This is a genomic window from Roseomonas sp. CECT 9278, assembly GCF_918698155.1.
Classification (GTDB): domain Bacteria; phylum Pseudomonadota; class Alphaproteobacteria; order Acetobacterales; family Acetobacteraceae; genus Neoroseomonas.
Window position 1 is genome coordinate 17,557 of the sequence record NZ_CAKKLX010000055.1, and the last position, 12,948, is coordinate 30,504.

At 74.1% G+C, this 12,948-nt stretch carries 11 protein-coding genes; 1 reads left to right on the forward strand and 10 read right to left on the reverse strand.

The features are described 5' to 3' along the window. Positions 1-10: 10 nt before the first annotated feature. The 4 genes from LQ222_RS23045 to LQ222_RS23060 all read right to left on the reverse strand — a co-directional run bounded on the left by LQ222_RS23045 (position 11) and on the right by LQ222_RS23060 (position 4,801). Positions 11-2,332, reverse strand: a complete 2,322-nt coding sequence (locus tag LQ222_RS23045; protein WP_230169216.1) for a methyl-accepting chemotaxis protein — start codon at positions 2,330-2,332, stop codon at positions 11-13. A 44-nt stretch (positions 2,333-2,376) separates the two neighbouring features. Continuing rightward, the gene (locus LQ222_RS23050; protein WP_230169217.1) at positions 2,377-3,039 is read right to left on the reverse strand and encodes an NrsF family protein; all 663 of its coding nucleotides are present in this window, start codon (positions 3,037-3,039) and stop codon (positions 2,377-2,379) included. Further along, a complete protein-coding gene (locus tag LQ222_RS23055; RefSeq protein ID WP_230169218.1) occupies positions 3,039-3,596 on the reverse strand; it encodes a sigma-70 family RNA polymerase sigma factor in 558 nt (185 codons plus the stop codon). Before LQ222_RS23055 ends, LQ222_RS23050 begins: the two co-directional genes overlap by 1 nt. 77 nt (positions 3,597-3,673) lie before the next feature. Continuing rightward, entirely contained in the window at positions 3,674-4,801 is a 1,128-nt protein-coding gene (locus LQ222_RS23060) for an OpgC family protein (RefSeq protein ID WP_230169219.1), read from the reverse strand. Between the two features lie 166 nt (positions 4,802-4,967). Between LQ222_RS23060 and LQ222_RS23065 the strand changes: the two genes are divergently transcribed. Then, positions 4,968-5,393, forward strand: a complete 426-nt coding sequence (locus tag LQ222_RS23065; RefSeq protein ID WP_230169220.1) for a DUF1489 family protein — start codon at positions 4,968-4,970, stop codon at positions 5,391-5,393. A gap of 265 nt (positions 5,394-5,658) precedes the next feature. On the opposite strand, the gene LQ222_RS23070 is transcribed toward LQ222_RS23065, so the two are convergent. Genes LQ222_RS23070 through LQ222_RS23095 form a run of 6 tightly spaced genes read right to left on the reverse strand, consistent with a single transcriptional unit; the run spans position 5,659 to position 12,795 of the window. Beyond that, positions 5,659-6,183: an NADH-quinone oxidoreductase subunit B family protein gene (locus tag LQ222_RS23070; RefSeq protein WP_230169221.1), complete on the reverse strand. Its 525-nt coding sequence runs from the start codon at positions 6,181-6,183 to the stop codon at positions 5,659-5,661. Next, entirely contained in the window at positions 6,183-7,694 is a 1,512-nt protein-coding gene (locus tag LQ222_RS23075; protein ID WP_230169222.1) for a nickel-dependent hydrogenase large subunit, read from the reverse strand. The genes LQ222_RS23070 and LQ222_RS23075 overlap by 1 nt, the downstream gene beginning before the upstream one ends. Continuing rightward, complete coding sequence (locus tag LQ222_RS23080; RefSeq protein ID WP_230169223.1) at positions 7,691-9,127, reverse strand: hydrogenase 4 subunit F; 1,437 nt, start codon at positions 9,125-9,127, stop codon at positions 7,691-7,693. The genes LQ222_RS23075 and LQ222_RS23080 overlap by 4 nt, the downstream gene beginning before the upstream one ends. After that, on the reverse strand, positions 9,127-9,795 hold the full coding sequence (locus tag LQ222_RS23085) for a hydrogenase-4 component E (protein WP_230169224.1): 669 nt from the start codon (positions 9,793-9,795) through the stop codon (positions 9,127-9,129). Before LQ222_RS23085 ends, LQ222_RS23080 begins: the two co-directional genes overlap by 1 nt. Beyond that, a complete protein-coding gene (locus tag LQ222_RS23090) occupies positions 9,792-10,751 on the reverse strand; it encodes a respiratory chain complex I subunit 1 family protein (RefSeq protein WP_230169225.1) in 960 nt (319 codons plus the stop codon). Before LQ222_RS23090 ends, LQ222_RS23085 begins: the two co-directional genes overlap by 4 nt. Position 10,752: 1 nt before the next feature. Continuing rightward, the gene (locus LQ222_RS23095; RefSeq protein WP_230169226.1) at positions 10,753-12,795 is read right to left on the reverse strand and encodes a proton-conducting transporter membrane subunit; all 2,043 of its coding nucleotides are present in this window, start codon (positions 12,793-12,795) and stop codon (positions 10,753-10,755) included. Positions 12,796-12,948: the final 153 nt, after the last annotated feature.

Sequence of the window (12,948 nt, forward strand, 5' to 3'; positions counted from 1 at the left end):
GGCATCGCGGTCACGCCGCGCGCACCGCGCGCAGGAAGTTGTCCGCCCGCGTGCGCAGCGTATCGGCATCCCCGGACAAGGCGCCGGAAGCCTCCAGCACCGCGCCGGCCGAACTGCCCGTGCTGTCCGAGGCCGCGCGGATCCCCTCGATCCGGCGCGCCACCGTCTCGGTGGCCTGCGCCACCTGCGCGGCGGACCGCGCGATCTCGCGCGTGGTCGCGCCCTGTTCCTCGACCGCGGCGGCGATGGCCGTGGCGATGTCGCTGGTGCGGTCCACGGTGCTGCCGATGGCGCGGATGGCGTCCACCGCCTGGGTGGTCGCACCCTGCATCTCGGCGATCTGGCGGCCGATCTCCTCGGTCGCCTTGGCGGTCTGGCCGGCCAGGTTCTTCACCTCGGACGCGACCACCGCGAAGCCCTTTCCGGCCTCCCCGGCGCGCGCCGCCTCGATGGTGGCATTGAGCGCCAGCAGGTTGGTCTGCCCGGCGATCTCGCCGATCAGGCGCACCACGTCGCCGATGCGCGATGCCGCTTCCGCCAGCCCGCGCACGGTGGAATCGGTGGCCTTGGCCTCGGCCACCGCGCGGCGCGCCACATCGGCGGCTTCGGCCACGCGGCGGGTGATCTCCTCGACCGACGCGGCCATTTCCTCGGCCGCCGCGGCCACCGCCTGGACATCCGCATTCGCCTGCGTGCCGGCCTCGCTCACCGCCATCGCCTCGCGCCCGCTCTCGGCGGCGGCCTCGGTCAGGCTGCGGGCGGAGCTCTGCATCTGCGCCGCCGCGGCCGCGACGGAATTCACCACCGCGCCGATATCGGCCTCGAAGGTGTCGGCCAGGCGCACCTGCTCGGTCACCCGGTACCAGCCCAGCATCGCCCCGGTATAGGTCCCGGCGGAGTCGCGCAGCGCCGTCACGTTCAGCTCCAGCGTCTCCGGCCCGAGCTTCACGCGCGCCTTGTGCGGCAGGTTCGAGGCATCCGACAGCATGGTCCGGATGCGCCCGGGCGCCTTGTGGAAGATGTCGATGCTCTGCCCCATCATCTCATCGGCCTTGACGGGCATGTGCTGCTCGAGGGCGCGCATCAGGTCCATCGACACCGCGTTCGCGTAGTTGATGCGGAATTCGTCCTTCGGGTCGGCGACCAGCACGCCGATCGGCATCTGCTCGATCATCTGGCTGCGGGCGAAGGCCTCGGCCACGTTGCCGCGCAGGCCCTCGACCGCCTCCGCGATGCGGCCGATCTCGTCGCCGCGGCCGCGGTCGGGCACGGTGATCGACGCGCGCCCGGCGGCGATCTCGCCGATCGCGCCGGCCAGGCGGCGCAGCGGCGCGCCGATGCTGCGCGTCATCGCCCAGGCCGACAGCAGCAGCACCAGCACGATGGCGCCGGCCGCCAGCAGCACGATGCGTTCCTGCTGCGTGACCGAGGCGGTGACCGCCTGCGCCGTGGTTGCGTTGAGCTCGGAAAGGCGGGCATTGGCGGCCGCCACCGCCGCCGCGAAGGCGTCGCGCGCCTCGCGCGCCGGGCCTTCGCTGTAGCGGGTCAGCGCGGCCACCGCCTCGATCGCCGCCACCGCGCTCTCGCTCGATTGCTCGGCGATGCGGGCGATGCGCTCCATTTCCTCGCGCACGCGCTCGACCCCCTGCGCGGCGGAGATCGCCCCGCGCATGTGCACGCGCGCCTGCGCCGCGGCGCGCCGCGTGCGCTGCGCCTGCCGCTCGTCCCCGGTCGCGAGGTAGCGCAATGCCGAGGCGCGCATGTCGTTCACGCCCTGGTGGAAGGCGATGAAGCGCGTGCGGACATCATCCTGCTGCGCGCCCGACAGGTCGAATTCGATCGCCGCATTGGCGCCCTCGAAGCCCTGGTCGTATTCGCCGGCGCGTTGCAGGAAGCCCTCGTCGCGCGCCGACAGGATGGCCAGGCGCAGCCGCGCCTGCTCCGAGATCACGGCCGCATAGGCGCCGGCGCGCTCGGCGATGCCGCCAAGCAGTTCCGCCGCGGCCGGGTCGCCCACCTCGGTGGCGGCCTGGCGCACCGTGGCGGCGGCGGATTCGAGCGCGGCCTGCGCGGCGGCGCGCGCCGTCTCGGCCTCGGCGGGCGCGTTCGCCGCGCGCAACGCCTGGGCGTGCAGCGGCGTGTCGCGGGCCGTCGCGATGGCATTGTCCAGCAGGGTGCCGCTGGCCAGGATATGGGCCTGCCGATCGATCGCCGCCTCGAGGTCCTTGCCGGTGACATAGACCGTCGCGACAACGCCACCGAGCATCAGCACGGCCACCAGGCCGGAGGCGGCCAGCTTCAGTCCGACGGACAGGTTGAGGAACGCGCGCATGAACCCTCCAGGGGAACGGATGCATCCATCCTGCACGCGCCGGCTTAAGCCGCGGTGAAGCGCGCCCCTGCGCGATCGCCCCAGATGCGTCCGATGCCCAGGAAGGCCAGCACCACCAGCAGCGTGCTGCCGCCGTGCCACGCCAGCACCATCGCCGCGGCATCGAGGTGGTGGAACACCGACGGCCCGGCCGCCGAGATCGCCGCCCCCGCCAGCCCGCCCAGCGCCGCCACCGGCATCGGCCGGATCGGGCCGGCATGGCGCAGCATCCACACCAGCGCCAGCGACAGCGGCACGCCCATCAGCACGATGAAGCGCAGGCAGGCCCAGGAGGTGCCGAGCACCAGTGCCTGCGGACCCTCCCGCGCGACATCCGCAAGGCACCCCATGCCCAGGCTGCCCACCCATCCCACCGCCGCCGGCAGCGGCAGCAGCACCCAGCGCGCCGACCGGTCGGGCAGCGAGAGCTCGAAGGCGGCGATCGCCGCCAGCACCCCGGTGGCGATCGCGAAGCCCAGCTGGCCGATCTCGTGCGGGCGGGACAGCCGGTCCATCAGGTCGTGCCGCGGGCCGAAGGCGACCGTGCAGGCCGCCACCACCAGCAGCGCCAGGCCGATCCAGGCGGCGGCGCGCAGCAGCGGCGGCGCCAGCGGCTTCACCGGGCGCAGGTCAGCGGCCAGTCGGCCGATCAGGTCATCGGTGTTCATCAGCGGTCCTCCACGCCGAACTTGCGGCGCAGGGTCTTGAGGGCACGGTGGGTGGCGACCTTCAGCGCCCCGACCGACAGGCCTGAGCGCGCCGCGGCATCGGCCAGCGGCAGGTCCTCGAGCTTTGCCAGGCGCAGCGCGGTGCGCTGGCTCTCGGGCAGTTCGGCGACCGCCTCGCGCAGCTGGCGGTTGGCCACGCGGTCCTCGCCGGTCACGCCGGCGGGCGCCGCCAGCGTCTCGGCGTGGTCGTCGATCGGGTTCTCGCGGCCCGTGCTGCGGCCGCGCCGGCGCAGCCGGTCGATGCAGCGGCGCTCGGCGATGGCGGCGATCCAGGGCCGCGCCGGGCGGGCCGGGTCGTAGGCGGCCAGCATGCGGTGGATGGTCAGCAGCGTGTCCTGCACCGCGTCCTCGGCCTCGGCGTGGTCGGCGATGCGGCGGCGCGCGATGGCGCGCAGCAAGGGCAGGCAATCGCGCAGCAGCCGGTCATAGGCGCGCGCATCGCCACCCTGCGCCGCCGCCAGCCAGCCATCCCACGCCGCATCCGAATCCCGCGCCACGAACCACCCGTGCTGTCGCGCGCGCATTCTACGCGCGTCGGTTCCAGGCGCGAAACCTCGGGGCAGGACGGTCGCGCTCATCGTGCCGCCGCCGGGGCCAGGCGCTGGCGCTCCACCGCCAGCGCGAAGCCCACCAGGATCCCGATGCCCGCCAGGGTCAGCAGGGGGTCGAGCCACCCATGGCCGGGATGCATCCGCAGCCCGGCGCTCACCATCCAGGACAGGAACAGCCCGATGCAGAAGACATCCAGGCTGTGCCGCCCGACCGCCGCCAGGGCCTGCGGCACCGCATGGCGCATCCAGCCGGCCTCGCGCGGGACCAGCACGGCGACCAGGTAGGCGATCGCCAGCCCATGCAGCAGCGCCAGCGGCCCCAGATGCGTCTTGCCGGCCAGCATCCAGATGGTCTCGACATCGAGCCCGCCGCCGAACCCCTCCGCCGCGCGCTGGACGAAGCCCAGGGCGATGACCAGCACCGCCAGCACGATGGCCCAGCCGTGCCGCCGCACCGCCGCGCCCTCGAGCAGCGCCCGCCGGCCGAACCAGGCGCCCAGCATGAAGGCGAATTGCCAGGCCAGCGGATCCAGCCCGACCGGCAGCCACCCCCAATACTGCCAGGCGCCGACCTGCACCCCGGCCCACAGCACGGCCGAAGGCGCCAGCGCCCAGGCCCCCGCGCGCGCCACCAGCCACAGCATCCCCGGCAGCGCCAGCATCGCCAGGATGAAGACCGGCAGGACGTCGATGTAGTTGGGCAGGTACAGCAACGTCGCCGCCCCCCACAGGGCGGTGAACGGCTGCGCCACCAGCAACCCCCAGGCCAGGCGCTCGCCCTCGCCGGGCAGCGGCAGGGCGCGCTCGGCCCACAGGATCATGGCGCCGAACAGCAGGAACAGCGCCATGTGCTTGCACCACAGGCGGCCGGCGCGGCGCCAGGTGTCCTGCGCCGCCGCGGCCGCCCCGTCGCGCCGCGCCTTCAGCGTGAAGACCGATGCCAGCACGAAGCCCGAGAGGAACAGGAATTGCCCCGAGGCATCCGACAACCCCCAGGCCGCATGGATGCCATAGGCCCCGAAGGCCGACCCCACCGCATGGGCGCCGAAGATCGACACCTGCAGCCAGCCGCGCAGGATATCGAGCCGCAGGTCGCGCCCCGGCCGCACGAGCAGGCGCTGCGGCGATTCAGCCATGTCGGTCGGGGCCATGGGCACATTCTCCGGCGGGGCCGCGGCGGCGGCGCTCGCAGGCCGCGCCTGCAAGCCGCCGCGGCGGCGATTGCAACGGGCTTCGGCGCAGGGGGGGCCGCGGTTACGCGCCGGCGTGTCGCGAAGGGGCTTGCCGACTCGACGGCGGGCGGGGGAAGGATGGCGCGTGCTGCACCTCATCAAGCTTTCCGTCGGCCCCAAGGACGTCGCCGCGCTGGCCGCCATCCAGGCCGGCCGCCTGAGCACCGACCCCCCGCTGCGCGCCTGGACGCGCATGTTCCCCAAGCGAATCGACGAGATCGTCGATGGCGGGTCGATCTACTGGGTGGTGGCCGGCTTCGTGCGGGTGCGTCAGCGCGTGCTGGGCCTGCGCGAGGAAGCCTGGGACGACGGCACGCCCTGCGCGGCGCTGCTGCTCGACCCCACGCTGGTGCCGGTCGAGGCGCGGCCGATGAAGCCCTTCCAGGGATGGCGCTACCTGAAGCCGGAGGAAGCGCCGGCGGATGTGCTGCCGGGCCGCGCCGCGCCGCATGGGCTGGACCGCCTGCCGCCGGGGCTGCGCCGCGACCTCGCGGAATTGTGCCTGATCTGACCGCGGCCCTTGCCGGCGCTGCGGGCGCCTGCCGTGACCCGCCCGGATCGCACCATCGGCCGCAGGGGCGCGTGACATCCCAGCCCGGACGAGCCGCCGCGCACCCGCACAGGTTGCGGGAAATTAAGGTCGCTGCCACCGCAGGGAGAGACGCCGCCTGCCAGTCTCAGGACGTCGCGGCGGCTTATTCCCGGCAGGCCGCTGCTCGACTGACCTGTCCTTCGGGACGGGTTCTTGGGGCCGGCTGGTTCATTCCAGCCGGCCCTTATTTTTGTCCTTCGGCCTCGACCAGCGCCAGCAGGCCTTCCAGCAATTGCGTGGGCGAGGGCGGGCAGCCCGGGATCAGCAGGTCGACCGGCAGCACGGCGCCCACGCCGCCTTCCACCGCATAGGACCCCTTGAACACGCCGCCATCCACGGCGCAGTCGCCCGCCGCCACCACCCAGCGCGGTTCGGGCGTGCAGGCAAGGGCGCGGCGAAGCGCCTCGGTCATGTTGCGGCAGGCCGGGCCGGTCACCAGCAGCACATCGGCATGGCGCGGCGAGGCGACGAAACGCAGGCCGAAGCGTTCCAGGTCGTAGGCCACGTTCTGCAGCGCATTCACCTCCAGCTCGCAGCCGTTGCAGGAGCCGGAATCGACCTCGCGGATGGACAGGCTGCGGCCCAGGCGTGCGCGGGCCGTGGCGGCCAGGCGTTCGCCCAGCGCCACCACGGCCTCCTGCGGCGGGATCACGGCGGCATCGGTGAGCGGCCGGCCGACCAGCGCGCGGACCAGGCGGGGCCAGAGCATTACAGGTCCACCCCGCTGTACGAACAGTTGAAGGATTTGTTGCACAGCGGGAAGTCGGCGACGATGTTGCCCTCGATGGCGGCTTCCAGCAGCGGCCATTGCAGCCAGGACGGGTCGCGCATGAACACGGCGCGGATCAGCCCGCCATCGTCGAGGCGCAGCCAATGCAGGCAGTCGCCGCGGAAGCCCTCGACCAGCGCGCAGCCCTCGCCGGCGCGGGCGGGCAGGGGGGAGAGTGTCTCGCCGACGGGCAGCGCCAGCAGCAGGCGCCGCACCAGGGCGATGGAATCGCGCAATTCCCCGATGCGCACGCGCACGCGCGCATCGACATCGCCGCCGGTCTCGACCGCCATGGTCGGCGCCAGCAGGTCATAGGGCGCATAGCCCGGCGCGATCCGCGCATCGAAGCGCCGGCCCGATCCGCGCCCGACGAAGCCGCCGGCGGCGAAGGCGCGCGCATGGGCGGGGTCGAGGAAGCCCGTGCCCACCACGCGGTCCTGCAGGCTGGCATGGCTTTCATAGATGCGCAGCAGGGCGGGGATCTCGGCCTCGACAGCGGCCAGGGCAGCCAGGATGGCCTCGCCCCCGCCCGGCGCGATGTCCGGCGCGATGCCGCCGGGCAGCACGCGGTCCATCATCAGCCGGTGGCCGAAGGCGGCCGCGCAGGCGCGCAGCACCTGTTCGCGCAGGAAGCCGCAGCGCGCATGGGGGAAGGCGAAGGCGGCGTCGTTGCACACGAAGCCCCAGTCGTTCAGGTGGTTGTGGATGCGCTCCAGCTCCGCCATGGCGGCGCGCAGCGCGACGGCGCGCGGCGGCGGTTCCACGCCCAGCGCCGCCTCGACCGCCGCGGCGAAGGCCCAGCCATGCGCGACCGTGGAATCGCCCGACAGCCTGGCGGCGAAGGCGGCCGCCGCGCGCGGCGTCTTGCCCAGCATCAGCCCCAGCGTGCCCTTGTGCTTGTAGCCGAGCCGCGCCTCCAGCCGGACCACGCATTCGCCCTGGATGTGGAAGCGGAAATGGCCGGGCTCGATGACGCCCGCATGGATCGGGCCGACCGGGATGACGTGGATGCCCTCGCCCTCGACCGGCAGGAAGTCCGGCTGCGGCGGCTCGGCGCCGGGGCGCGGCGCGGGGTTGCCCGACATCGGCCCGGCCACCGGCCAGCGCCCGTGGTCGAGCCAGGGGCGGTCATCCACCGCGCCCGCCGCCGCCAGCGCCCAGAGGTCGCGGATCATGCGTTCGAAGCGGATCGCGCCGGGGCGGGCGGGCGACAGCGCGCCATAGCGCCCGCCCTCGGCGGGGGCGGAGGCCAGCAGCACCGCGCTGCTCGCCTCATCCAGGAAGGCCGCATGCACCACCGCCGCTTCCGCCCACATCCCGAGCAGCGCCAACGAGGGCTCGGCCACCAGCGCGGCGGGCAGTTGCGCCCAGGCCTCGGCGGTCAGCACGAAGCGTTCGAAGGGCCGCGCGCCCTGCGCCACGCCGCCGCGGATCAGGCCCTGCGCGCTCATCCGATCACCCGTGCGGCCTGCATCAGCATCGCCGCCAGGGCCGTGGGCATCGCGAGCGCGAGGATCGCCGCCAGCGCCAGGTGCAGCCACAGCGGCGCCGCGGCAGCGGCCTCCCGCCAGCCATCGGGTGCGGCCGCCGCATCCGGCGTGGGCGGCCCGAAGCACAGCGCCTGCAGCACCGTGATCAGTGCCGCCAATGCCACCACCATGCCGAAGGCCAGCGGCAGCGCGAGCCAGGGCATCGCCGCCGCCGCCGCGGACAGCAGCCGGAACTCCGAGGCGAACAGCAGGAAGGGCGGCAGCCCCGCCAGCCCCGCGATCGCCAGTGCCAACCCCCAACCCAGCGCCGGATGCGTCGCCACCAGCCCGCCGATATCGCTGATCTTCTGGCTGCCCTTGGCCTGCGCCGCGCGCCCCACGCCGAAGAACACCGCGGACTTCACCAGCGAATGCCCCAGCAGGTGCAGCAGCCCCGCCAGGTTCGCCGCCGGCCCGCCCAGGCCGAAGGCGAAGGCGGCGATGCCCATGTGCTCGATGCTGGACCAGCCGAAGAACCGCCGCGCATCCGCCCGCCGCCACAGCGCGAAGGCGGCCAGCAGCACCGACGCCAGCCCCAGCGCCAGCAGGAAGGGCCCCGGCGCGATCGCACCCGGGTTGGCGCCCACGATGGATTTCGCCCGCAGCACCGCCAGCATCGCCGCGTTCAGCAGCAGCCCCGACAGCACGGCGGAGATCGGCACCGGCCCTTCCGCATGCGCATCGGGCAGCCAGGAATGCAGCGGCACCAGCCCCGCCTTGGTGCCATAGCCCAGCAGCAGGAAGGCGAAGGCCAGGTTCAGCGTGGCCGGGTCGCAGCGCGCCGCGACCTGCATCAGCGCGGCCCAGGACAGGCCGGCATCCTCGTGCAGCAACGGCTGCGCGGCCAGGTACAGCACGATGGTGCCGAACAGCGCGAGCGCGATGCCCACCCCGCACAGGATGAAGAACTTCCACGCCGCCTCGAAGGCCGCCGGCGTGCGGTGCACCGCCACCATCGACACGGTGGCGAGCGTCGCGATCTCCACCGCCACCCACATCACGCCGAGGTTGTCGGCCAGCAGCGCGAGGAACTGCGCCCCCATGAACACCTGGTAGGCCGCGTGATAGGCGCGGATGCGCCAATGGTCGAAGCCCTCCTGGTCCAGCGTCGCCGCCGAGAAGACCGACGTGGTCAGCCCGACGAAGGCCGAGACCAGCACGAAGGGAATGTTGAGCGCATCCGTCCGCGTCCAGCCGTGCTCGGCAAACGGCATGACGGCGAGCGCGACGGCCAGCGCGAAGGTTCCGGCGCTGACCACGACATTCGCCGCCGTGGCGCGCCGCAGGTCGGGAATGGCCGCCAGCGCCAGCGCCCCCGCCCAGGGGAAGAACACGATGACCCATTGCAGCGCCATCAGCGCCGCTCCCCGCGATGTTCCTCGAGGCTGCCGGTGTCCAGCGTGTCGAAGCGTTCGCGGATCTGGAAGGCGAACACGCCGGCGACCACCGCGATCATCAGCACCAGCGCGGCGGTGGACAGTTCCACCACCAGCGGCATGCCCGCCACGCCGATCGCCGCCAGGATCAGCCCGTTCTCCAGGCTGAGCAGCCCGATCACCTGGCTGATCGCGTTGCGGCGCGAGATCATCATCAGCATGCCCAGCAGCACGACGGACAAGGCGAGCGCCAAATTCTCCCGCGCCAGCGCGCGCACGCCCTCGGTCGCGGGCAGCACCACCAGGATCGACAGCGCCACCAGCGCCACCCCCGCCATCAGCGACGGGCCGATGCCCAGCGCGGTCTCGACCGTGCGATGCAAATCAAGCCGCCGCACGATGCCATGCAGCGCCAGCGGGATCAGCACGCCCTTCGCCGCCATGGCCAGAAGCGCGGTCACATACAGCCCCGGCGCAGACTGCGTGTGCGCCGCCCAGGCCGCGGCCAGCGCCAGCAGCGCGCCCTGCATGGCGAAGGCGTTGATCACCGCGCCGATGCGGCGCTGGTACAGCAGCACGAAGGACAGCAGCAGCACGCCGCCGCCCAGCAGATGCGCCACGTCGTAGCCGATCTGCCCGAAGCTCATGTCAGCCCCGTCGAGACGAACAGGTAGATCGCGCCCAGCAGCCCGAGCAGCAGCGCCGCGCCCAGGAATTCCGGCACGCGGAACACCCGCATCTTGGCGATGGCTGATTCGAAAGCGGCGAGCGCCAGCGCCAGCGCACCCATCTTCAGCAGCCAGGCGGCCAGCCCGACCACCCAGACATGCGGTGCCGCGCCGGCCGGCGCCTGGCCGAAGGGCAGGAACACGGCTGACAACAGCGCCAGCCACAGCGCCAGGCGCAGCATCGCCGCGTATTCCCACAACGCCAGGTGCCGGCCGGAGGCCTCCAGGATCATCGCCTCATGCACCATGGTCAGCTCCAGGTGCGTCGAGGGATTGTCCACCGGGATGCGCGCATTCTCGGCAATGGCGACCGCGACCATCGCGACCAGCGCAAGCCCGAGCGACACGCGCAGCCCGAGCCCCCCCTCGCGGAACGCCGCCGCGATGGCATCGAGGTTCGTCGTCCCCGCCAGGATCGCCAGCGTCAGCGCCGCCACCACCAGCGCCGGTTCGGCCAGCGCGGCGAAGGACATCTCCCGCGCCGCGCCCAGCCCGCCGAAGGGCGTGCCGACATCCATCCCCGCCAGCGCCATCGCCACGCGCCCCAGCGCCAGCAGCCCCGCCACCAGGATCAGGTCCGACAGCGGCGCCAGCACCATGCCGCGCGCGAAACTCGGCACCAGCGCCGCCGCCGCCACCGCCGCGCCGGCCGCGACATAGGGCGCCGCGCGCGACACGGCGGATGCATTCTCTGCCAGCACCGGCGTCTTGCGCAGCAGCTTCAGCAGGTCGCGCGCCGGCTGCAGCGGATCGGCGCCGCGCCGCCCCATCATGCGCGCCTTCAGCCAGCGCACCAGGCCGGTCAGCAGCGGTGCGGCCGCCAGGATCAGCGCGATGTGCAGCGCCTGCGCCAGGATGCCCCAGACCACCGCCACCTCAGCGCCCCCCGAGCCAGGCGAGCAGTGCGAGCATCAGCACCACCGCGCCGAAGGTCAGGCCCAGGCATTGGCGGATCGACAGGTCGCGCAGCCGCTCGGCCTGCGCCGCCAGCGCATCGCGCCAGCGCGGCAGCGGGCCTTCCAGCGCGACCAGCGCCGGGTCGTGGAAACCGGCATCGAGCCGCGCCGGCGCGGGCGACCCCGGCGGCGGCATGGTCACCGCCTCGCGTGCCGCCAGCAGGCTGCCGCCCAGCATGCGCCGCAACGGCTGGCCGAAGCCGGCCGCCGAGGGCTGCGAGGCCGGATCGCCGAAGGGCAGGTGCGCCGGTGCGGCGATGAACCCGCAATCCCAGGCCGGGCCGCGCCGGACGGACCCCGGTGCCGCGAACCGCGCGACGCCCCCGGGCGCACGCCGTCGCACCACCCACAGCACCGCCGCGCCCGCGGCGGCCAGCAGCAGCGCGACCAGCAGCGGCCAGTAGCGTGCGCCGCCCTCCGCCGCGCCGACCGACAGCAGGTCCGCGCGCGGCGCCGCGGCCCCCGCCATCACGCGCAGCGCCGGTTCCGCGAGGTCCAGCAGCACGCCCGGCAGCAGCCCGAACACCACCGTCAGCCCGGCCGGCAGCAGCAGCGCGATGCGCGCCGCCCCGCCGGTCTCGTGCGCCCCCGCCGCGCGCGGCGATCGTGGCCGACCCAGGAACACCAGCCCCCACAAGCGCACCATCGCCGCCGCCGCCAGCGCCGCCGCCAGCGCCGCCAGCGCGGTGGCCGCCGCGACGCCGATCTGGAAGGCCAGGTCGCCCACCCGCCAGGCCGCCAGCAGCGCCTGCAACAACAGCCATTCCGAGGCGAAGCCCGACAGCGGCGGCAGCGCGGCGGCGGCACCGACCCCCACCAGCGCCGCCCAGGCCGTCACCGGCATGGCGTGGACCAGCCCGCCCAGCCGGTCGATCGCGCGCGACCCCGCGCCGTGCAGCACTTCGCCCGCCGCCAGGAACAGCAGCGTCTTGAACAGCGCATGGTTCAGCGCGTGCAGCAGGGCGGCGCCGGCCGCCAGCGCCGCCAGCGCCGGCAGGTCGGCGCCCCGGAAGGCCATCGCCAACCCCAGCCCGATCGCGATCAGCCCGACATTCTCGATGGTGGAGCAGGCCAGCAGCGTCTTGGTGTCGTCCTCGAGGTTCGCGCGCAGCGCGCCGATCACGGCGGAGGCCGCGCCCAGCGCCACCAGCGGGGCACCCAGCCAGAAGGGCTGCGCCGGGCCCATCAGGTCGAAGACGAAGCGCCCCAGCACATACAGCGCGACCTTGGTCATCGCCCCCGACATCACCGCGGAGACGTGGCTCGGTGCCGCCGGATGCGCCAGCGGCAGCCAGACATGCAGCGGCGCCAGGCCGGCCTTGGACCCGGCGCCGGCGATCACCAGCGCCAGCACCGCGGCGGCGCGCCAGCCCTCGGGCGGCGCATCGCGCAGCGCGGCGAAGGCGACATCGCCCGCCCCGCCCGCCAGCAGCCCCAGCGCCAGCATCAGCGACACCCCGCCGAACCCCGCGAATCCCAGGTAGATCCGCGCGGCGCGCCGGTTCTCCGCCCGCGCATGGTCATGCGCCACCAGCCCCCAGGAGGCGAGCGACATCGCCTCGAACCCGAGCAGCAGGGTGAAGCCATCCGCCGCCAGGATGCACAGCGCCATGCCCGCCAGGAACACCGGCCAGGGCACCAGCAGCCGCGGCGCCACCGGCCCCCGCACGCCGCCCAGCGCATACAGCGACGCACAGGCCGCCGACAGCCCGACCGGCAGCAGGAACCAGGCCGAGAGCGGGTCGAGCGCCAGATGCGCCGGCCCCCAGGGCGGCCCGAAGGGCAGCGCCAGCAGCTGCGGCCCGCCCAGCAGCCCCGCCACGCCCCCCGCCGCCAGGATCATGCCGGCGACGGCCACCCCGCCATGCACCACCCGCGCCCCGGCCGCCGAACGCGCCAGCGGCCAAGCCGCCGCGCCAAGCACGAGCAGCCCTCCGACCAGCAGGGCAAGGACCGTCAGCACGGGCTGGGGTTTCGAGTCACCGCGCCAGGATAGGCGCCCGTGCCGCGCCGCGGCCAGCCCGCGCATCCGGCAGGGCGGGGGGGGGGCGGGGCCGCCGTGGCGCCGCGCGGGTCCGCCCTGGAGCGGCGGGTCGGCGCGCCTGCGCCCCGCGGC